Source organism: Pseudomonas sp. BC42, assembly GCF_021560055.1.
Classification (GTDB): Bacteria; Pseudomonadota; Gammaproteobacteria; order Pseudomonadales; family Pseudomonadaceae; genus Aquipseudomonas.
In genome coordinates this window covers 1,417,988-1,439,181 of record NZ_CP091067.1, presented here as the reverse complement: position 1 = coordinate 1,439,181, position 21,194 = coordinate 1,417,988, and the positions used below count along the sequence as shown (strand labels likewise).

Here is a 21,194-nt window from a genome sequence, read left to right as displayed (position 1 = left end):
AGTCTCTATTGTTTGAAGGCGCCCCGCACAGGGCCGCAGGAAGCCAAAACTATGGCGGCTGGCCTCTGCCGACACCAGCGACGTTCGCCCCATGAATTGAGGTCCATCAACCTGGGCCATGATCAGGGCCGTCAGTTCGGCGGCAAGCGCGGCGGCCCCTCCATGGAGATTCGCGAGGAGGCGTCCATGGGCCCCTGCTCGGCATGGACACCCGACAACTCGGCCAGCAGTCGCCAATGCTCATCCAGCCCGGCGCTGAGGGTCATCATTCGGTCGATCATCTTGCGCGCGGCTGCCCGGGTCAGCGGATCCTCGCTGCGCAGCAGCTCGAAAGAAAAGGCCGTCACCGAAGCGGTCATGTCCGTCAGCGCCCGGGCGGTGAGCCCCAACAGCGTCATCAGTTGTTGCTCCCTGGATTCCATCGCACACCTATCCTTGCCGCAGATTCGCCTTTATAGACTCAGCACTTTGCATTAGGAAATGTTTCAAGTGGCCAAGCCGCGGATTCCCCCCGCAGCGGACCTCGGCCCACAGGTCAGAAAGCGACCGCAACCGCACGGCCGGCGCCACACTCGATTGCCAAGCCGCGCCGGGGCAGTGTACAAATGCCCGGCTGCTGTCTGAAAACCGGTCTCAAAAGCGCCAGCGCATTCGCGTCCTGGCCTCTCTGAATGCCCATGAACGCCGTAGCACTATTGGTAAGACGCGACATTTAATTATAAGATCGCGCCTTCCCCTATTTCGTCGCCCCGTGCGGCTTTCGCCGCAGGTCCAGCCCGTTGTTCGATTAAACAAGGCTTTGAGAATCTGCGGTCCGTTGCAAAAAGGTAGTTAATGATGAGCGCAAGGCACTTTCTCTCCCTGATGGATTGCACGCCCGAAGAGCTGGTCAGTGTGATTCGTCGAGGCATCGAGCTGAAGGACCTGCGTAACCGCGGCGTACTCTTCGAGCCTTTGAAAAATCGTGTACTCGGCATGATTTTCGAGAAGTCGTCGACCCGTACCCGACTGTCCTTCGAAGCCGGCATGATCCAGCTGGGCGGCCAGGCCATCTTCCTTTCGCCACGGGACACTCAGCTGGGTCGCGGCGAACCGATCGGCGACTGCGCCATCGTCATGTCGCGCATGCTCGACGCGGTGATGATACGCACCTTTGCCCACAGCACCCTGACCGAGTTCGCGGCCAATTCCCGGGTCCCGGTGATCAACGGCCTGTCCGATGACCTGCACCCCTGCCAACTGCTGGCGGACATGCAGACCTTCCTCGAACACCGTGGCTCGATCCAGGGCAAGACCGTGGCCTGGATAGGTGACGGCAACAACATGTGCAACAGCTATATAGAAGCGGCCATCCAGTTCGACTTTCAGCTGCGCATCGCCTGTCCCGAGGGCTACGAGCCCAACGCCGAGTTTGTCGCCAAGGCCGGCGATCGCGTGACCATCGTCCGCGACCCTCGCGAGGCGGTGATCGGCGCCCATCTGGTGAGCACCGACGTCTGGACCTCCATGGGCCAGGAAGAAGAGACCGCCAAGCGTCTCCAGCTGTTTGCCCCCTTCCAGGTCAACCGCGCGCTGCTCGACCTGGCCGCCCCGGACGTACTGTTCATGCACTGCCTGCCCGCCCACCGCGGCGAGGAAATCAGCCTCGACCTGCTGGACGACCCTCGCTCAGTGGCTTGGGACCAGGCGGAAAACCGTCTGCACGCACAAAAGGCCCTGCTCGAGTTCCTCGTCGAGCCGGCGTACCACCACGCATGAGCCAGCCACTCCTGCTGAACCTGCGCAATCTGGCATGCGGCTACCAGGACCAACGCGTGGTGCAGAACCTCAATCTGCACCTCAACGCCGGGGACATCGGCTGCCTGCTGGGCTCGTCCGGATGTGGCAAAACCACCACCCTGCGGGCCATCGCCGGGTTCGAGCCGGTGCACGAAGGCGAGATCCAACTGGCCGGCGAAACCATATCCAGCGCCGGCTTCACCCTGGCCCCGGAGAAACGCCGGATCGGCATGGTGTTTCAGGACTATGCCCTGTTCCCCCACCTGAGCGTGGCGGACAACATCGCTTTCGGCATCCGCAAGCACCCGCAGAAAGACCGAGTGGTCGCCGAACTGCTGGAGCTGGTCAACCTGAAGGACCTCGGCCAGCGCTTTCCCCACGAGCTGTCCGGCGGCCAGCAACAGCGAGTGGCGCTGGCTCGCGCCCTGGCGCCCGAGCCGCAACTGCTGCTGCTGGACGAACCCTTCTCCAACCTCGACGGCGAACTGCGGCGCAAGCTCAGCCACGAGGTGCGCGACATCCTCAAGGCTCGCGGCACCAGTGCGATCCTGGTCACCCACGACCAGGAAGAAGCCTTCGCCGTGAGTGATCAGGTCGGAGTGTTCAAGGAAGGCCGCCTGGAGCAGTGGGACACCCCCTACAACCTCTATCACGAACCACAGACACCCTTTGTCGCCAGCTTCATTGGCCAGGGCTACTTCATTCGCGGCCAGCTGAACACGCCGGAATCAGTGCAGACCGAACTGGGTGTACTGCAGGGCAACCGGGCCTATACCTGGCCGACAGGTGGCGCGGTGGACGTCCTGCTGCGCCCGGACGACATCGTCCACGCGCCGGACAGTGACTTGAAAGCCCGGGTGGTGGGCAAAACCTTCCTCGGCGCCTCGACCCTGTATCGCCTGCAATTGCCTACCGGCAGCCAGCTGGAATCGATTTTCCCCAGCCACGCCGACCATCAGGTCGGAGCGGATGTGGGCATTCGGGTTGCGGCGGAACACCTGGTGCTGTTCCAGGCTTCAGGCAGCACGGCGGCGCAGATTCCCCATAGCGACTCAGGGGTACGGCGCTACAGCAGCGCTCATTGAGCCGCCCTCGCCAGCAAGCCAGCCCCTACACCAACACACTGTAGGAATCGGCTTGCCGGCGAGTCAGAGCGCCGTCATTGCAGATGCAAGCGCCCGCTGGCAATCAGCCGGGCGTGTCCGCCGATCTTCACCCGTTCCCCCTCCAGGCGACAGAACAGCTCACCACCGCGTGCGGAGCACTGAAAGGCGCTCAGCTGCTGCTTGTCCAGCTGCTGCGCCCAGTAAGGCGTCAGGCAGCAATGGGTCGAGCCGGTCACCGGATCCTCGTCGATGCCGATGGCCGGAGCAAAATACCGCGAGACAAAGTCATGCCGCTCGCCCCGCGCGGTGACAATCACCCCCGGCCAGGGCAACTTGGCCAGCGCCGCCAGATCAGGCCGGCAATCGCGGACCGCCTGCTCCGACTCCAGCACCGCCAACAGCTCATGGGCGCCTTGCAAATCGATGACCCTGGCGCCGAGTATCTGCGCCACCTGCTCCGCATCGGCCTGGCGGCGGGGGCTGCGCAGCGGAAAGTCCAGCCACAACAGGCCGCCTTCACGGGTAACGCTCAGGGGCCCCGAGCGGCTGAGAAACTCAATGCGTGGCCCCGGCTCCTCATACAGCTCGAACAGCACGTAGGCACTGGCCAGAGTGGCATGCCCGCACAGGGGCACCTCGGTGGCGGGGGTGAACCAGCGAATCCGCCAACCTTGGGCTTCACGCACCACAAACGCGGTTTCCGCCAGATTGTGCTCGGCGGCAATCTGCTGCATCAGGGCGTCGTCAAGCCATGCATCAAGCCGGTAAACCATGGCCGGGTTGCCGGCAAAGGGTTGATCACTGAATGCATCGATCTGTTGAAACTCAAGCTGCATGGCCCTTCTCCTTGATCAGTCGGCGGCCAGCATGGCTTGCGTGAGCGGCAGCGCGACAGACACAGACGAGAAGATTTTCCGGCATACAGCAGCGGCCCGCTCAACCGCCGACGCCTTGGCTCAAGGGCGACCGATGTCGGCGAACTTGCCCTGGGTCTGCTCGGCCAGCACGGCAGCAGCCAATTCCACCTCCAGTCCGCGTCGACCGGCACTGACAAAAATACTGGCCAAAGGCTGAGCACTGCTGTCGATGAAAGTCCGCAGACGCTTCTTCTGCCCCAGCGGGCTGATCCCCCCCAACAGGTAGCCCGTGGCACGCTGGGCAGCGGCCGGATCGGCCATTTCGGCTTTTTTCACCCCAGCCGCGTGGGCCAGGGCCTTGAGGTCGAGACTGCCGGCAACCGGCACCACCGCCACCAGCAATTCCCCCTTCTCGCTGCTGGCCAGCAGCGTCTTGAACACTTGCGCCGGATCGAGGCTGAGCTTCTCCGCCGCCTCCAGACCGTAGGAGGCCGCCTTGGGATCATGTTCGTAACTGTGGATGCGATGTTCGGCGCGAACTTTTTTTAGCAGATCCAATGCAGGGGTCATGGCAGCTCCAAGAGGGACGAAAAGGCAAAACCGAGCGCGCGAATTTTAGGCCATTAATCGGCAAAAGGCTCTATTCCAGGCCTTGATAAGCCCTGGCCACAGACACCAGCGCCGCACCACCTGTCACTCCCGGGACTGTCGCCCCGGATCATTCATTTGATTGATATCTATAAAATGACCAGCCGTTCACTTTCGACCTTTGACAGCGGTGTTTCTTGTCTATATTTTTTCGTTTCTGAATATCATGCAGTAGATGCACCGTTGCACCCAGCAGCAAGACGAGGCCGGAATGGGGATTCCGTCTTCGTTGGAAGTCGCGCTCCATGCCTTTTGCAGCAGCGCCAGACAACAACAAAAAACGAGGTTCACAATGACAACTGCTCTGCAACAACCGTCACTATCGGGCCAATGCATGGCCGAGTTCCTGGGTACTGCGCTGCTGATCTTCTTCGGCACCGGCTGCGTCGCGGCGCTCAAGGTCGCGGGAGCCAGCTTCGGCCTGTGGGAAATCAGCATCATCTGGGGGATCGGCGTGAGCATGGCGATCTACCTCACCGCCGGCGTTTCCGGCGCGCACCTCAATCCTGCCGTGAGCATCGCCCTGTGCCTGTTCGCCGACTTTGAAAAACGCAAACTGCCGTTCTACATCCTGGCCCAGGTCGCTGGCGCCTTCTGCGCGGCGCTGTTGGTTTACACGCTGTACAGCAACCTGTTCTTCGATTTCGAACAGGCTCACCAAATGATCCGCGGTTCCCAGGCCAGCCTGGAACTGGCCTCGGTGTTCTCCACCTTCCCCAACCCGGCGCTGTCCACCGCCCAGGCCTTCCTGGTGGAAGTGGTGATCACGGCGATCCTGATGGGCGTGATCATGGCCCTGACCGACGACAACAATGGCCTGCCTCGCGGCGCGATGGCGCCCCTGCTGATCGGCCTGCTGATCGCCGTGATCGGCAGCGCCATGGGCCCGCTCACCGGCTTCGCCATGAACCCGGCGCGGGACTTCGGACCTAAACTGATGACGTTCTTTGCCGGCTGGGGTCAGATTTCCTTTACCGGCGGCCGGGATATTCCGTACTTCCTGGTGCCGGTCTTCGCTCCGATCCTCGGTGCCTGCCTGGGTGCGGCCGCTTATCGCGGACTGATTGCCCGGCACCTGCCCAACGCCGTCGCCGCCTCCGAGAGCGAATCGGTCGCCGATGGCAAAGTCAAAGCTTCTTGAATCTCGCGGCGCGTGATCCTGCCCAAATCGATCACGCGCCTGTTTCCACTCCCTTATTTCGTCCAAGGCAATCGACATGACCGACATTCAGAATAAGAACTACATCATTGCCCTCGATCAGGGTACGACCAGCTCCCGGGCGATCATTTTCGACCGCGACGCCAACGTGGTGTGCACCGCCCAGCGCGAGTTCGCCCAGCACTACCCACAGGCCGGCTGGGTCGAACATGACCCGATGGAAATCTTCGCCACCCAGAGCGCGGTGATGGTCGAGGCCCTGGCGCAAGCCGGCCTGCATCACGACCAGGTGGCCGCCATCGGCATCACCAACCAGCGGGAAACCACCGTGGTCTGGGACAAGACCACCGGCCGGCCGATCTACAACGCCATCGTCTGGCAGTGCCGCCGCAGCACCGAGATCTGCCAGCAGCTCAAGCGCGACGGCCACGAAGCCTACATTCGCGACACCACCGGCCTGGTCACCGACCCCTACTTCTCCGGCACCAAGCTCAAGTGGATCCTCGACAACGTCGAAGGCAGCCGCGAGCGCGCCCGTAGCGGCGAGCTGCTGTTCGGCACCATCGACAGCTGGCTGATCTGGAAATTCACCGGCGGCAAGACCCACGTCACCGACTACACCAACGCCTCGCGCACCATGCTCTTCAACATCCACACCCTGGAGTGGGACGCGAAGATGCTGGAGGTGCTGGATATCCCACGGGAAATGCTCCCCGAGGTGAAGTCCTCGTCGGAAATCTACGGTCGCACCAAGAGTGGTATCGCCATCGGCGGCATCGCCGGCGACCAGCAAGCGGCGCTGTTCGGCCAGATGTGCGTCGAGCCGGGCCAGGCCAAGAACACCTACGGCACCGGCTGCTTCCTGCTGATGAACACCGGCGACAAGGCGGTGAAATCCCAGCACGGCATGCTCACCACCATCGCCTGCGGCCCCCGCGGCGAAGTGGCCTACGCACTGGAAGGCGCAGTGTTCAACGGCGGCTCCACCGTGCAGTGGCTGCGTGATGAGCTGAAGATCATCAACGACGCCCACGACACCGAATACTTCGCCAACAAGGTCAAGGACAGCAATGGCGTGTACCTGGTGCCGGCCTTCACCGGTCTCGGCGCGCCCTATTGGGACCCCTACGCCCGTGGCGCGCTGTTCGGCCTGACCCGAGGCGTGCGCGTGGATCACATCATCCGCGCCGCCCTGGAATCCATCGCCTACCAGACCCGCGACGTGCTCGACGCCATGCAGCAGGATTCCGGTGAACGCCTCAAAGCCCTGCGCGTGGACGGCGGCGCCGTGGCCAACAACTTCCTCATGCAGTTCCAGGCCGACATCCTCGGTACTCAGGTGGAGCGCCCGCAAATGCGCGAAACCACGGCCCTGGGCGCCGCCTACCTGGCAGGCCTGGCCTGCGGTTTCTGGGGCAGCCTGGAAGAGCTGCGAGGCAAGGCGGTGATCGAGCGCGAGTTCGAACCCCAACTGGCCGAAGCGGAAAAAGAAGGCCTGTACGCAGGCTGGAAGAAGGCCGTCAGCCGCACCCGCGACTGGGAACCCCACGAAGAGGCCAAATAAGCCAAGCCGTGGATAGGTAACCGCTTGTAACTGGTCGGGAGGGGATTCCTGCGGCATCATGGGCAAATTTTGCACGGCAGCCCAAAGGAAGCCCCATGAATCTGCCTCCCCGTCAGCAGCAAATCCTCGATCTGGTCCGCGAACGCGGCTACGTCAGCATCGAGGAATTGGCCCAGCTGTTCGTTGTGACCCCGCAAACCATCCGCCGCGATATCAACCAGCTGGCGGAAGCCAATCTGCTGCGCCGCTACCACGGCGGCGCGGCCTACGACTCCAGCGTCGAAAACACCGCCTACGCCATGCGCGCCGACCAGATGCGCGATGAAAAGCAGCGCATCGGCGAAGCCGTTGCCGCGCAGATCCCCGATCACGCCTCGCTGTTCATCAACATCGGCACCACCACCGAATCCATCGCCCGCGCCCTGCTCAACCACAGCCACCTGAAGATCATCACCAACAACCTGCACGTGGCCTCAATGCTCAGTGCCAAGGATGATTTCGACGTGCTGCTCACTGGCGGCAATGTGCGCCGTGACGGCGGCGTGGTGGGCCAGGCCAGCGTCGACTTCATCAATCAGTTCAAGGTGGACTTCGCCCTGGTGGGCATCAGCGGCATCGACGAGGACGGCAGCCTGCTGGACTTCGACTACCAGGAAGTGCGGGTTTCCCAGGCGATCATCGCCAATGCCCGGCAAGTGATCCTGGCCGCCGACTCCAGCAAGTTCGGGCGCAACGCCATGATCCGCCTCGGCCCCATCAGCCTGATCGATTGCCTGGTCACCGACCAGCAACCGGTCCCGGCCCTGACCCAACTGCTCAACCAGCACAAGATCCGCCTCGAAGTGGTCTGAGCCCCCTTCCCTCCGGCAAGACAACGCAGGGCGCATTCGCGCGCCGGCCCACGGCTGGCTCGATAGCGCCCTCGTCCACCTGCATCAGTGCCCCGCCCCTGCGGGCGCGGGGCAACCGCGGCATCAATCGCCTGACAATGTTCGAAAACCATCTTCCAAAGCTGTTTCGATCAGTTTTTTCAATCGAAGTGCGCTGGATGCGTGGGTCTTTATGCGCTAGTATTTTCGAAAATGAACATTAATGTTCGAATTCAAATACCAAAGCAACACGAGGCCCGTCGATGCCCACTTCTACCTTGCCCGCGCGCCCTCTCTCCGAGGTTTACGATATCGCCGTCATTGGCGGTGGGATCAATGGTGTTGGAATTGCCGCGGACGCGGCAGGTCGCGGCTTGTCCGTGTTCCTTTGCGAAAAGGACGATCTGGCCAGCCACACTTCGTCGGCCAGCAGCAAGCTGATCCACGGTGGCCTGCGCTACCTCGAACATTACGAGTTCCGCCTGGTACGCGAAGCCCTGGCCGAGCGTGAAGTGCTCCTGGCCAAGGCGCCGCATATCGTCAAGCCCATGCGTTTTGTCCTGCCGCACCGGCCCCACCTGCGCCCGGCCTGGATGATTCGCGCCGGTCTGTTCCTGTATGACCACCTGGGCAAGCGGGAGAAGCTCGCAGGTTCGCGCAGCCTGAAGTTCGGTGCCGACAGCGCGCTGAAAGCCGAGATCAGCAAAGGCTTCGAATACTCCGACTGCTGGGTCGACGATGCCCGCCTGGTGGTGCTCAACGCCATGGCCGCCCGCGAGCACGGCGCCCATGTGCATACCCAGACCCGCTGCATCAGCGCCCGACGCAGCAAGGGCCTGTGGCAACTGGAACTGGAACGGGCCGACGGCAGCCTGTTCTCCATCACCGCCAAGGCCCTGGTGAACGCGGCCGGCCCCTGGGTCGCCAAGTTCATCAAGGATGACCTGAAACTGGAATCGCCTTACGGCATCCGCCTGATCCAGGGCAGCCACCTGATCGTGCCCAAGCTGTACGAGGGCGAGCACGCGCACATCCTGCAGAACGAAGACCAGCGCATTGTCTTCACCATTCCCTACCTCGATCAGTTCACCCTGATCGGCACCACCGACCGTGAATACACCGGTGACCCGGCCAAGGTCGCAATCACCGAAGGCGAAACCGACTACCTGCTGCAGGTGGTCAACGCGCACTTCAAGAAGCAGCTCAGCCGCGGCGATATCCTGCACAGCTACTCCGGTGTTCGCCCGCTGTGCAACGACGAATCCGACAACCCTTCGGCCGTGACTCGCGACTACACCCTGGCCCTTTCCGGCACTGGCGAGGAAGCTCCGCTGCTGTCAGTGTTCGGCGGCAAGCTGACCACCTACCGCAAGCTCGCGGAATCGGCCATGGCGCAGCTGGCGCCCTACTTCAAGCAGGCCAAGCCGAGCTGGACCGCCCAGGCCACCCTGCCCGGCGGCGAGCACATGAGCACGCCGCAAGCCCTGGCGGAAGCCATCCGCAAGAAATTCGACTGGGTGCCCAGCCAGATCGCCCGCCGCTGGGCCACCACCTATGGCAGCCGCACCTGGCGCCTGCTGGAAGGCGTGCATAGCCTCAACGACCTGGGTGAACACCTGGGGGGCGGCCTGTACACCCGCGAAGTGGATTATCTGTGTGCCGAGGAATGGGCACTGAAGGCCGAGGATATTCTCTGGCGCCGAAGCAAGCTGGGCCTGTTCACCACCGCCGCCGAACAACGGCAGTTGCAGGATTATCTGCAAAAGGTCGAGGACAATCGCGGCAAGATCAAGGCGGCCTGAACGCCATGGAGCACGTCAAGCCCCTGCGCCGGAAGGCCCAGGGGCTTTTTTTGTGGTGCATCGCAGCCGCTCGCCTCGACTCGCCGCCCCTCTCCACAGCAAAGCATCGCGTTCGGTTTTCCGAATGGCCGACCGAAAGGCATTCGGATAACCGGATAAAAGCACGGAAATTTATGCCTCAATAAATTTTTATGACCTTTAAAATCAATGACTTGAACATGATCAATGGGTCTGGCACGACTCATGCTCTACACTGTGCGACGAATGCCTGTCGTGCCAACACACCAGGAGCCGTCAAGGCATTCGCTGTATAAAAGAGCCGTCGAACTGGCTTCATAAAAAAAACAAATGTCGAGGAAATATTGATGCGCATCGTTCCCCATCTGTTGGGCGCAGCTATCGCTGCCGCTCTGATTAGCACTCCAGTTTTCGCTGCCGAGCTCACCGGCACACTGAAGAAAATCAAAGAGTCCGGCACCATCACCCTCGGACATCGCGACGCTTCCATCCCGTTTTCCTACATCGCTGACGCTTCTGGCGTGCCAGTGGGCTACTCCCACGACATCCAGCTGAAAATCGTCGAAGCGATCAAGAAAGACCTCGACATGCCTGACCTGAAGGTCAAGTACAACCTGGTAACCTCCCAGACCCGTATCCCGCTGGTGCAGAACGGCACCGTGGACGTCGAGTGCGGCTCCACCACCAACAACGTCGAGCGCCAGCAACAGGTCGACTTCTCGGTCGGCATCTTCGAAATCGGTACCCGTCTGTTGTCCAAAAAGGACTCGACCTACAAGGATTTCGCTGATCTGAAAGGCAAGAACGTGGTGACCACCGCCGGTACCACGTCCGAGCGCATCCTCAAGGCCATGAACGCCGACAAGCAGATGGGCATGAACGTGATCTCCGCCAAGGACCACGGTGAGTCGTTCCAGATGCTGGAATCGGGTCGTGCCGTCGCCTTCATGATGGACGACGCGTTGCTGGCCGGTGAAATGGCCAAGGCCAAGAAGCCCACCGACTGGGCCGTGACCGGTACCCCGCAGTCCTACGAAATCTACGGCTGCATGGTGCGCAAGGGCGATGCCCCGTTCAAGAAAGCCGTGGACGACGCCATCGTTGCCACCTACAAGTCGGGCGAAATCAACAAGATCTACGACAAGTGGTTCCAATCGCCGATTCCGCCAAAAGGCCTGAACCTGATGTTCCCGATGAGCGACGAGCTCAAGGCCCTGATCGCCAACCCGACCGACAAAGCGGCTGACGATAAAAAGTCCTGATTCCTGACTAACCTTATCTCCTGAAGGGGCGCCGCCCCTTCGGGAGTCTGTCACTACCTGCTGGCATTTTTTTTGGAAACACTCGAACCGGTGGTTGTCGAGCCGATCGCGTGTGCCTGGCCTTCCTGGCCGGGTGGGAACGGACGTCCCCAGGCGGGTGCTTGTACATCGAACGATCTGAGGGGTAACCCTAATGAATTACAACTGGGACTGGGGCGTGTTCTTCAAGTCCACCGGCGTGGGCAGCGAGACCTATCTCGACTGGTTCATCAGCGGCCTGGGCTGGACCATCGCCATCGCCGTGGTGGCCTGGATCATCGCGCTGCTGCTGGGGTCGATCCTGGGCGTCATGCGTACCGTGCCGAACCGTCTGGTGTCGGGCATCGCCACCGTCTACGTGGAGATCTTCCGTAACGTGCCGCTGCTGGTGCAGCTGTTCATCTGGTACTTCCTGGTACCCGACCTGCTGCCGGAAAACCTTCAGGAGTGGTACAAGCAGGACCTCAACCCGACCACCTCGGCCTACCTGAGCGTTGTCGTGTGCCTGGGCCTGTTCACCGCCGCCCGAGTCTGCGAACAGGTACGTACCGGTATCCAGGCGCTGCCCCGCGGCCAGGAATCCGCCGCCCGCGCCATGGGCTTCTCGCTGCCGCAGATCTACTGGAACGTGCTGCTGCCCCAGGCCTACCGGATCATCATTCCGCCGCTCACCTCGGAGTTTCTCAACGTCTTCAAGAACTCCTCGGTGGCGTCCCTGATCGGCCTGATGGAGCTGCTGGCCCAGACCAAACAGACCGCCGAGTTCTCGGCCAACCTGTTCGAGGCCTTCACCCTGGCCACCCTGATCTACTTCACCTTGAACATGAGCCTGATGCTGCTGATGCGCCTGGTAGAGAAAAAAGTCTCGGTCCCCGGCCTGATCTCCGTGGGGGGTAAATAATGGAATTCGACTTCTCGGGCATCATCCCGGCCATTCCCGGCCTGTGGAACGGCATGCTGATGACCCTCAAGCTGATGGTCATGGGCGTGGTCGGCGGGATCATCCTCGGCACCTTGCTGGCCCTGATGCGCTTGTCCCACAACAAGCTGCTGTCGAACCTGGCCGGTGCCTACGTCAACTACTTCCGCTCGATCCCGCTGCTGCTGGTGATCACCTGGTTCTACCTGGCGGTGCCTTTCGTACTGCGCTGGATCACCGGCGAAGACACCCCGATCGGCGCCTTCACCTCGTGCATCGTGGCCTTCATGATGTTCGAAGCGGCGTACTTCTGCGAAATCGTCCGCGCCGGCGTGCAGTCCATTCCCAAGGGCCAGATGGGCGCCGCCCAGGCACTGGGCATGAGCTATGGCCAGACCATGCGCCTGATCATCCTGCCCCAGGCGTTCCGCAAGATGACCCCTTTGCTGCTGCAGCAGAGCATCATCCTGTTCCAGGACACCTCCCTGGTGTACACCGTGGGCCTGGTGGACTTCCTCAACGCCTCGCGTTCCAGCGGCGACATCATCGGCCGCTCCAATGAATTCCTGATCATCGCTGGTCTGGTCTATTTCACAATCAGCTTTGCCGCCTCGCTGCTGGTCAAGCGTCTGCAAAAAAGGTTCGCCGTATGATCTCTATCAAGAACATCAACAAGTGGTATGGGGACTTCCAGGTGCTGACTGATTGCAGCACCGAGGTCAAGAAGGGTGAAGTGGTGGTGGTCTGCGGGCCGTCCGGCTCGGGCAAGTCGACCCTGATCAAGTGCGTCAACGCCCTGGAACCCTTCCAGAAGGGCGACATCGTGGTCGACGGCACCTCCATCGCCGACCCCAAGACCAACCTGCCGAAACTGCGCTCCCGCGTAGGCATGGTGTTCCAGCATTTCGAACTGTTCCCGCACCTGACCATCACCGAGAACCTGACCATCGCGCAGATCAAGGTCCTGGGTCGCAGCAAGGAAGAGGCCACCAAGAAAGGCCTGCAACTGCTGGACCGCGTCGGCCTCGCCGCCCACGCCCACAAGCACCCGGGCCAACTGTCCGGCGGCCAGCAACAGCGCGTGGCCATCGCCCGCGCCCTGGCCATGGACCCGATCGTCATGCTGTTCGACGAACCAACCTCGGCCCTGGACCCGGAAATGGTCAATGAAGTGCTGGACGTCATGGTGCAACTGGCCCAGGAAGGCATGACCATGATGTGCGTGACCCACGAAATGGGCTTTGCCCGCAAAGTGGCCAACCGAGTGATTTTCATGGACAAGGGCCAGATCATCGAAGACTGCCAGAAAGAGGAATTCTTCGGCGACATCAGCGCCCGCTCCGAACGTGCCCAGCACTTCCTCGAGAAGATCCTGCAGCACTAAACCTGTGCTTCTGTAGGAGCCGGCTGACCGGCGAAGGGAACGCACCTGGCTCCCCTATCGCCAGGGTCGCCCTCTTCGCCGGCCGGCCGGCTCCTATGGACACCGCACAGTGGTTGACCCAAGGCATCTGTGATGAAATGCGACCCCACTCTCTATCGCGCCGCGCCGCCATCACTTGCCGTGAAACCCCGTCTGATCCGCCAACTGTTCCTGCCGCCACTGGTCATCCTGCTGATGATCGGCCTGGGCTACATCGGCTTCTGGGTCAGCGAACACAACGGCATCCGCACCCTCAGCGAAAATGGCGAACGCCAGTTGGAGCTGCACGCCCGCGCCGTAGAAAGCGAGATCAGCAAATACACCTATCTGCCCAGCCTGCTGGAACTGGAATCCAGTGTCTCGCGCTTGCTGGACGATCCCTCGCCGGAACACCGGCAGACCGTCAATCAATACCTCGAAGGCCTGAACCGCCGCAGTCGCAGCCGGGCCATCTATGTCATGGACACCACCGGCCGGGTACTGGCCACCAGCAACTGGCGTGACGTCGACAGCTACCTGGGTGAGGACCTGTCGTTTCGCGCCTACTTCCAGAACGCCGTGCGCGGCCAGCCCGGACGCTTCTACGGCATCGGCAGCACCAACGGCGAACCCGGCTACTACCTGGCCCACGGCCTGGAAGAGCACGGCAAGATCATTGGCGTGGCGGTGGTCAAGGTGCGCCTGGAAGCCCTGGAGGAACGCTGGCAGCGCGCCCGTCTGGAAGCCTTCGTCAGCGACGAGAACGGCATCATCATCCTCTCCAGCGACCCGGCGCGGCGTCTCAAGTCGGTCCTCCCCCTGAGCGACGACACCAAGGAACGCCTGGCCCGCAGCCTGCAGTACTACTGGTTCCCGCTCAACGAACTCGAACCCCTGGCCCGGGAACGCCTGGCCGAAGGCGTGGAGAAACTGACCTTCCCCGCCAACACCGAACTCGAGTCCGACGGCAAGGCCATCAGCTACCTGTCCCAGACCCGTCCCCTGAGCGACACCCCGTGGAATTTCACCCTGCTCACCCCCTTGCAGGACCTGCGCCGCGAAGCCATCAACCAGGGCATCCTGGTGGCCGTGGCGTTTGCCCTGGTGGCGTTCTTGCTGATCGCCTGGAACGAGCGGCGCAAGGTCATCGCCACGCGCCTGGCCGCCCGTGAAGCCCTGCAGGAAGCCAACAGCCAGCTGGAGCGCCGAATCACCGAGCGCACCGCCGACCTGCGGGCCAGCAACGAGCGGCTCAAGAGCCAGATCCGCGAACGCCGCCAGGCCGAGGAAACCCTGCGCCGGGCCCAGGACGAGCTGGTCCAGGCCGGCAAGCTGGCGGCCATCGGCCAGATGTCCACCAGCATCGCCCACGAGCTCAACCAGCCCCTGGCGGCGCTGCGCACCCTATCCGGCAACACCGTGCGCTTTCTTGAGCGCGGCGCCCTGGACACCGCCAGCGCCAACCTCAAGACCATCAACGAACTGATCGACCGCATGGGCCGCATCACCGCCAGCCTGCGCGCCTTCGCCCGCCGCGGCGACGACCAGGGCCAGGCCAGCCTGGACAAGGCGGTGGACGCCGCCCTGCAGATCCTCAACGCCCGCATCGAACCCCTGCCCCTGCAACTGCACCGCGACTTCAGCGAACAGACCCTGCAGATCGACCAGACCCGCCTGGAGCAGATCCTGGTCAACCTGATCGGCAATGCCCTGGACGCCATGCAGGCACAGCCGGCGCCGGAACTGTGGCTGGAAGGCGAACCCGGCGACGGCAAGTACCGTCTGCGGGTACGCGACAACGGCCACGGCATCGATCCCGAGGCGCGCAAGCATCTGTTCGAACCCTTCTTCACCACCAAACCCGGCGAGCAGGGCCTGGGCCTGGGCCTCACCCTGTCCGCCAGCCTCGCCGCCGCCACCGGCGGCAGCCTGGGGGTGGAACATCCGGCAAGCGGCGGCACCGCCTTTGTCCTCAGCTTGCCCCTGGCAAGCCCCACTCAAGCCGAGTCGATATGAACAACGAGCTGACCGTGCTGATCGTCGAAGACGATCCCCATGTCCTGCTGGGTTGCCAGCAGGCCCTGGCCCTGGAAGACATTCCCTGCATTGGCGTGGGCAGCGCCGAAGAGGCCCTGGCCCAGGTCGGCGACAACTTTCCCGGCATCGTGGTCAGTGACATCCGCCTGCCGGGCATCGACGGCCTGGAACTGCTGACCCAACTCAAGGCCCGGGATCGCAGCCTGCCGGTGGTGCTGATCACCGGTCACGGGGATATTTCCATGGCCGTGGGGGCAATGCAGAAAGGCGCCTACGACTTCATGGAGAAACCCTTTTCTCCCGAGCGCCTGGTGGACGTGGCCCGCCGCGCCCTGGAGCAGCGAGGCCTGGCCCGGGAAGTGACTTCCCTGCGCCGCCAACTGGCCGAACGCAGTTCCCTGGAAGGCCGGATCATCGGGCGCTCGCCGGCCATGCAGAACCTGCGGGAATTAATCGCCAACGTCGCCGATACGTCGGCCAACGTGCTGATCGAAGGCGAAACCGGCACCGGCAAGGAACTGGTCGCCCGCTGCCTGCACGACTTCAGCCGCCGCCACCCGCAACAGTTCGTCGCCCTGAACTGCGGCGGCTTGCCGGAGAACCTGTTCGAAAGCGAGATTTTCGGCCACGAGGCCAACGCCTTCACCGGCGCCGGCAAACGCCGGATCGGCAAGATCGAGCACGCTCACCAGGGCACCCTGTTCCTCGATGAAGTGGAAAGCATGCCGATCAACCTGCAGATCAAGCTGCTGCGGGTATTGCAGGAGCGCACCCTGGAACGCCTGGGTTCGAACCAGAGCGTGGCCGTGGATTGCCGGGTGATTGCCGCCACCAAGTCGGACCTGGACGAGCTGAGCCGGGCCAAGGCATTTCGCAGCGACCTGTACTACCGCCTCAACGTGGTGACCCTGGAACTGCCGCCCCTGCGCGAGCGCCGCGAGGACATCCTGCAACTGTTCGAACACTTTCTGCAGCAGTCGTCCCTGCGCTTCGACCGCGCCGTGCCGGAGCTGGACAACCAGACCCTGTCGAGCCTGATGAGCCACGACTGGCCGGGCAACGTGCGCGAACTGCGCAACGTCGCCGAGCGCTTCGCCCTGGGCCTGCCGGCGTTCAAGAAGACCGGCGGCAGCGCAGCCCAGGGCCTGGGTTTTGCCGAGGCGGTGGAAGCCTTCGAACGCAACCTGCTGAACGACGCCTTGCAGCGCAGCGGCGGCAACCTGACCCAGGCCAGCCAGGAGCTGGGCATGGCCAAGACCACCCTGTTCGACAAGGTCAAGAAGTACGGCCTGAACCACTGACCCCAGCGCGAGGACTTATGGATCTATTGTTGAAGGCCGCCCTGGGCGCGGCGGTGGTGGTGATTCTGGCGGCCCTGGCCAAGACCCGGAACTACTACATCGCCGGGCTGGTGCCGCTGTTCCCGACCTTTGCCCTGATCGCCCACTACATCGTCGGCAAGGGCCGCTCGCTCGACGACCTGAAGACCACCATCCTGTTCGGCATGTGGTCGATCATTCCCTACTTCGTTTACCTGGCGACCCTGTATGTGATGGTTGACCGCCTGCGCCTGGAAGCGTCCCTGGCGGTGGCCGCCGTGGCCTGGCTGATAGCCGCGACGATCCTGGTCAGCGTCTGGGTCCGCCTCCACGCCTGAGGCCCTGCCCTTTCTGTAGGAGCGAGCTTGCTCGCGAAGCCGGCGCCGCGGTCTGTCGCCGGCCACCCTGGCCCGACCCTTGCATTTACCCGGTAAAGCCCGTCCAGCCTGCGTTTGCGCGTTATCACGCAGTTTCTGGAGGGCGCTGCCATGGGTAAAGAACACCTTGAATATCTTAGATCTCGACCACAGCCTGACCGCCCAGGAGCCCATTGTCCGGCGCCTGAACAGCGGCCAGGCACGACGCCTGGACCTGCTGGACCTGGGCCCCAAGCTGCGCCTCTGGTCCACCGAACGCACCTACCGCCACTTCACCGAGCGCCTGGGCCAACGCCCCCGGCACAGCGGCCCGCAGCCGGAAATCTTCTTCGTCGGCTCCGGTGACTATCACCACCTGACCCCGGCCTTTCTCGGCGACCTCAAAGAGCCGGTGAGCCTGATCCACTTCGACAACCACCCCGACTGGGTACGCTTCGCCCCGCGCCGGCACTGCGGCTCCTGGGTCAACCGGGCGCTGCAGCTGCCGAATATCCAGCGCATCGTCACCTTGGGCCCTTGCAGCGAAGATTTGCATAATCCGCAACTGCGCGGCGGCAACCTCGGCGCCCTGAAGCACGGCAAACTGCAACTATTTCCCTGGCAGCACGCGCCGTCCAAGGTCTGGGGCCGGGTCGGCGACGGCGCCGGGCATCAACAGCAGGAAAACCTCCTGCACTGGCGCAACCTGGCGGACCTGGACTGGGCCGCCTTCCTCGCGCAGATGATCGACAGCCTGCCCACCGAAGCGGTGTGGATCACCATCGACAAGGACGTGCTGGCCAGCGAAGACGCCGCCACCAACTGGGACCAGGGCGGCATGCGCCTGACCCACCTGCTGCAGGCACTGCGCGCACTGGCGGCGCGCAAGCGCATCCTGGGCATCGACGTCTGCGGCGAGTTCGCCAAACCGGCCTTCAGCAACGCCTTCAAACGCTGGGAAGCCAAGTCCGACCAGCCCCCGGCCGAACGCTGGAGCCAGGACGACCTGCTGCGCAACTCGGTGACCAATGAAGCCCTGATTTCGCTGTTCGAGGAGCTGTTCCCGTGACCCTGACCGTTGTTCTGCTGGTGGCCTTTTCGATCCTCCTGGACGTGATCGGCCAACTCTGTTTCAAGCTCGGCCTCGACCGCCTGCCGGAGCTGGAAGGCGGCTTTCGCCTGAATGCCTTCTGGGGCCAGGTGTTCAACGCGCCCCTGCTGTGGTGCGGCATCGGCGCCTACGCCATCGAGTTCTTCGTCTGGCTCGAAGCCCTGTCCCGGGCGCCCCTGAGCCTGTTGTTCCCGGCTGCGGCCCTGGCCTATTGCGGCGTGGTACTGGCGGGCAAGGTGGTGCTGGGCGAGACCGTCAGCCGCCGGCGCTGGCTGGGCACCCTGGTGATCACCGCCGGGGTGATGCTGGTGTGCGTGGCCAGTACCTGAGCCTCATTCAACGAATAGAAGGAAACGCTTCATGAGTTCGAACACCTCCCACGGCTGGCTGCACGAGCGTCTGGGCACCATCGTGCTCTGGGCCCTGCTGATCGGCTTCGAGAGCGCCGGGCAGATCGCCACCAAGGTCGGCGGCGATCAGTTGGGGCAGATGGATTTCAACCTGCAATGGCTGACGGCCGTGGCGGTCAATCCGGGTGTGCTGCTGGCGATTGCCTGCTACATCGGCGCGTTTTTCGTGTGGATGCTGATCCTGCGTCGCAGCAGCCTGTCCCTGGCCTTCCCCTTGAGTTCCCTGGTGTTCGTGGTGGTCCTGCTGGGGTCGTGGCTGGGCCTGGGCGAACAGATCAGCCTGCTGCACTGGATCGGCGTCTTCGTGATCATCGGCGGGATTGCCCTGCTGGCGGAGGGTGAAGAGGCCTGAAGGCCTCTTCGCTGGCAAGCCAGCGCCTACGGCGGGGGGATTGGCGTCGAGCCCTGGTAGGAGCCGGCTTGCCGGCGAAGGCGATCTTGCGGGCCCCTTCGCTGCTAAGCCAGCGCCTACGGCGAGTGATTGGCGTCGTGCCCTGGTAGGAGCCGGCTTGCCGGCGAAGGCGATCTTGCGGGCCCCTTCGCTGGCAAGCCAGCGCCTACGGCGGGGGGATTGGCGTCGAGCCCTGGTAGGAGCCGGCTTGCCGGCGAAGGCGATCTTGCGGGCCCCTTCGCTGGCAAGCCAGCTCCTACGGCGGGGGATTGGCGTAGTGCCTTGGTAGGAGCCGGCTTGCCGGCGAAGGCGATCTTGCCCTCAGGCCTTGCGGTGGGCTACCAGGAAGCCCAGGCCGTGGGACACGGGAATCACTTTCACCCCCGCCGCGCGCTGCTGCTCGCGAATCTCGCGGTGGAAGGCCTTGACCTTGGTCCAGTGCATCTTCGGCCGGTAGTGATGCTCGGAGTGGTAGCCGTTGTTCATCCAGATCAGGTTGTACAGCGGGCTGTAGGAACTCACGCCCCAGGCAATCGGCAGGTCGGGGTTGCCGCCCAGGTGCTCGTAGTAGCCATTGAGGGACGACAGCGATTGTCCCAGGTACCAGAACGGCAGCAGCACCAGTACCGCGTGCCAGTCATACAGCGCCAGGGCCAGGTAGAACGCCACGGTGACGCCGATTTCCACCTTCACCCAGCGCGCATCGTCAGGCCGCTTGCGCTGCATGTCCTGGTAGATCTCCTTGGGATCGTCGCGAAAGAAGCTCAGGAAGGTGTAGGCCCAGGGATTGTCCGGCTGGCCATGCTTGCCGTGCAGGTAGATCGACAGCGGATCCACGGTCTTGCCCTGGGCATCCGGCCGATCGGAGTTGCCACGGTGGTGACGGTTGTGGATGTCGCGGTACAGGGTCTGGGAAAAACCGATGGTCACCGACAGCAGCAGGTCGAAGGCCCGGTTCATCCACCCCGGGGTGAAGTAGGCGTTATGGATCTGATTGTGGGAAATGCTGTTGATGCTCCACGACAGGCTGACCGCATACAGCAGCGCCGCCGGGAGAATGACCCACCAGGACAGGGCGTGAAAGTCCAGCACCAGCCACAGGACAAAGGCGAAATGCGCCAGGGCCATGACAATAGGGATCAGGTCCCAGAGGGAATGGGCAAGCAGACGGTAGGCGGGTCGAGCCATGAAGAACTTCCTGAGAAATTGAATTCATGACCGCCTTTGCAAAGGCCAGACCAGTTTTCACCGGGGCCACCGCAGGCCGGGGTGCGGCCTGCGGTGGCGCGCTTCAGAACTTGTAGCTGATGGCGGTCTGCACCTGGCCCTGGTTGACCTCGCCCCGATCGCGAACGATGGAGCTGTCCGCGGCGGAGTTGACCAGACGGATCCAGCTGGCGCTGGCCACCAGCGACCAGTTGTCCCCCAGGGGGAACTGGAAGCTCTGGCTCAGGGTGAAGTTCTGCATGCCACCGCCGGCGTTGTAGCGATCAATACCGGAGGCCAGGGACTCTTTGGCGCTGACGCCATAGAAGGTATTGGCCTGACGGTCGTCGGCAAAGTGCAGGGTCAGCTCGTTGCTGCCAATGATGCCCATGCCCAGGGGATAGCCGATCTCGCCACCGAGCTTGCCCAGCAGGCCGCCCTGGCCGCCGGCACCGCCGACCGCCTGGCCGACGGTGGCGAACACCCGCCAGAAGTCATCCGGAGCGTATTCAATGAAACCGCCGATATCGGCCATGTCGCGCACGTCCCGCAAGCCGCGCAGCTTGCCGTCGGCGTTGCGCCCCTGCAGGTAGTTGACGTAGGGACCGATGCTCAAGCCATTGCCCTTGAACGCGCTCCAGGTCAGGCCGTCATCGGTGCTCAGGCTGACATCGCCCCATTCCAGATCCATATAAGGCAGCGGCACCGTGTCGTAGCTGCTGCCGGTCGGGTCGTGGGGCTGGTAGCCGAGGCCAAGTCCCAGTTCACCGGTGATACCGGAGTCGGCGGCGGCGCCCATGGCCGCGCCCAGCGACAGCAGGCCGGCCAGTATGGCGGGGAGAGAAAGCCTAGGCATGAGTGAGTTTCCTTGTCTGAACAGCCGCGCATCAATCACCAGAGCGCCCCACGGACGCAAGCACTGATGTTGGTTGTAGCAAGC

At 63.0% G+C, this 21,194-nt stretch carries 21 protein-coding genes; 16 read left to right on the top strand and 5 right to left on the bottom strand.

The features are described from left to right. Nucleotides 1-131 precede the first annotated feature (131 nt). The gene (locus tag L1O02_RS06790; protein WP_060840801.1) at nucleotides 132-422 is read right to left on the bottom strand and encodes a hypothetical protein; all 291 of its coding nucleotides are present in this window, start codon (nucleotides 420-422) and stop codon (nucleotides 132-134) included. A 415-nt stretch (nucleotides 423-837) separates the two neighbouring features. Between L1O02_RS06790 and argF the strand changes: the two genes are divergently transcribed. Both argF and L1O02_RS06780 read left to right on the top strand, forming a co-directional pair. Next, nucleotides 838-1,758 (top strand): ornithine carbamoyltransferase, encoded by a 921-nt coding sequence (gene argF / locus L1O02_RS06785; protein WP_060840802.1) that lies wholly within the window; start codon nucleotides 838-840, stop codon nucleotides 1,756-1,758. Further along, entirely contained in the window at nucleotides 1,755-2,864 is a 1,110-nt protein-coding gene (locus L1O02_RS06780) for an ABC transporter ATP-binding protein (protein WP_060840803.1), read from the top strand. Before argF ends, L1O02_RS06780 begins: the two co-directional genes overlap by 4 nt. Before the next feature lie 74 nt (nucleotides 2,865-2,938). Here the strand turns inward: L1O02_RS06780 and L1O02_RS06775 are convergent, their stop codons facing one another. Further along, a complete protein-coding gene (locus L1O02_RS06775) occupies nucleotides 2,939-3,721 on the bottom strand; it encodes a PhzF family phenazine biosynthesis protein (RefSeq protein ID WP_108545305.1) in 783 nt (260 codons plus the stop codon). 120 nt (nucleotides 3,722-3,841) lie between these two features. After that, nucleotides 3,842-4,312 (bottom strand): Cys-tRNA(Pro) deacylase, encoded by a 471-nt coding sequence (gene ybaK, locus L1O02_RS06770; RefSeq protein ID WP_060840805.1) that lies wholly within the window; start codon nucleotides 4,310-4,312, stop codon nucleotides 3,842-3,844. 370 nt (nucleotides 4,313-4,682) lie between these two features. Here ybaK and L1O02_RS06765 point away from each other — a divergent pair, with 370 nt between their 5' ends. The 14 genes from L1O02_RS06765 (at nucleotide 4,683) to L1O02_RS06700 (ending at nucleotide 19,009) form a co-directional block, all read left to right on the top strand. Further along, a complete protein-coding gene (locus L1O02_RS06765; protein WP_060840806.1) occupies nucleotides 4,683-5,531 on the top strand; it encodes an MIP/aquaporin family protein in 849 nt (282 codons plus the stop codon). Between the two features lie 76 nt (nucleotides 5,532-5,607). Next, on the top strand, nucleotides 5,608-7,113 hold the full coding sequence (gene glpK, locus L1O02_RS06760; protein ID WP_060844476.1) for a glycerol kinase GlpK: 1,506 nt from the start codon (nucleotides 5,608-5,610) through the stop codon (nucleotides 7,111-7,113). Between the two features lie 95 nt (nucleotides 7,114-7,208). Then, nucleotides 7,209-7,964 (top strand): DeoR/GlpR family transcriptional regulator, encoded by a 756-nt coding sequence (locus tag L1O02_RS06755; protein ID WP_011063123.1) that lies wholly within the window; start codon nucleotides 7,209-7,211, stop codon nucleotides 7,962-7,964. Between the two features lie 281 nt (nucleotides 7,965-8,245). Next, nucleotides 8,246-9,784 (top strand): glycerol-3-phosphate dehydrogenase, encoded by a 1,539-nt coding sequence (gene glpD, locus L1O02_RS06750; protein WP_060840808.1) that lies wholly within the window; start codon nucleotides 8,246-8,248, stop codon nucleotides 9,782-9,784. A gap of 365 nt (nucleotides 9,785-10,149) precedes the next feature. After that, entirely contained in the window at nucleotides 10,150-11,064 is a 915-nt protein-coding gene (locus tag L1O02_RS06745; protein WP_060840809.1) for a glutamate/aspartate ABC transporter substrate-binding protein, read from the top strand. A 193-nt stretch (nucleotides 11,065-11,257) separates the two neighbouring features. Next, nucleotides 11,258-12,004, top strand: a complete 747-nt coding sequence (locus L1O02_RS06740) for an amino acid ABC transporter permease (protein ID WP_011063126.1) — start codon at nucleotides 11,258-11,260, stop codon at nucleotides 12,002-12,004. Then, the gene (locus tag L1O02_RS06735; protein ID WP_011063127.1) at nucleotides 12,004-12,675 is read left to right on the top strand and encodes an ABC transporter permease subunit; all 672 of its coding nucleotides are present in this window, start codon (nucleotides 12,004-12,006) and stop codon (nucleotides 12,673-12,675) included. The genes L1O02_RS06740 and L1O02_RS06735 overlap by 1 nt, the downstream gene beginning before the upstream one ends. Beyond that, nucleotides 12,672-13,406, top strand: coding sequence for an amino acid ABC transporter ATP-binding protein (locus L1O02_RS06730; RefSeq protein ID WP_016964662.1), 735 nt, complete (start codon nucleotides 12,672-12,674; stop codon nucleotides 13,404-13,406). The genes L1O02_RS06735 and L1O02_RS06730 overlap by 4 nt, the downstream gene beginning before the upstream one ends. A 132-nt stretch (nucleotides 13,407-13,538) precedes the next feature. Further along, a complete protein-coding gene (locus L1O02_RS06725; protein WP_060840810.1) occupies nucleotides 13,539-15,440 on the top strand; it encodes a sensor histidine kinase in 1,902 nt (633 codons plus the stop codon). Nucleotides 15,441-15,484: 44 nt separating this feature from the next. Further along, complete coding sequence (locus L1O02_RS06720; protein ID WP_231979061.1) at nucleotides 15,485-16,762, top strand: sigma-54 dependent transcriptional regulator; 1,278 nt, start codon at nucleotides 15,485-15,487, stop codon at nucleotides 16,760-16,762. A 26-nt stretch (nucleotides 16,763-16,788) separates the two neighbouring features. Continuing rightward, nucleotides 16,789-17,118 carry a GlpM family protein gene (locus tag L1O02_RS06715; protein WP_169892259.1) on the top strand — a complete coding sequence of 110 codons (330 nt, stop codon included), beginning with the start codon at nucleotides 16,789-16,791 and terminating at the stop codon, nucleotides 17,116-17,118. A gap of 166 nt (nucleotides 17,119-17,284) precedes the next feature. Continuing rightward, nucleotides 17,285-18,205: an arginase gene (locus tag L1O02_RS06710; protein WP_060840812.1), complete on the top strand. Its 921-nt coding sequence runs from the start codon at nucleotides 17,285-17,287 to the stop codon at nucleotides 18,203-18,205. Then, nucleotides 18,202-18,576: an EamA family transporter gene (locus tag L1O02_RS06705; RefSeq protein WP_060840813.1), complete on the top strand. Its 375-nt coding sequence runs from the start codon at nucleotides 18,202-18,204 to the stop codon at nucleotides 18,574-18,576. The genes L1O02_RS06710 and L1O02_RS06705 overlap by 4 nt, the downstream gene beginning before the upstream one ends. Nucleotides 18,577-18,607: 31 nt before the next feature. Next, on the top strand, nucleotides 18,608-19,009 hold the full coding sequence (locus L1O02_RS06700; protein WP_108545303.1) for an EamA family transporter: 402 nt from the start codon (nucleotides 18,608-18,610) through the stop codon (nucleotides 19,007-19,009). 360 nt (nucleotides 19,010-19,369) lie between these two features. Here the strand turns inward: L1O02_RS06700 and L1O02_RS06695 are convergent, their stop codons facing one another. Both L1O02_RS06695 and L1O02_RS06690 read right to left on the bottom strand, forming a co-directional pair. Further along, nucleotides 19,370-20,236, bottom strand: a complete 867-nt coding sequence (locus tag L1O02_RS06695) for a fatty acid desaturase (RefSeq protein ID WP_235759722.1) — start codon at nucleotides 20,234-20,236, stop codon at nucleotides 19,370-19,372. A gap of 103 nt (nucleotides 20,237-20,339) precedes the next feature. Beyond that, nucleotides 20,340-21,110, bottom strand: coding sequence for a MipA/OmpV family protein (locus L1O02_RS06690; protein WP_060840815.1), 771 nt, complete (start codon nucleotides 21,108-21,110; stop codon nucleotides 20,340-20,342). Nucleotides 21,111-21,194: the final 84 nt, after the last annotated feature.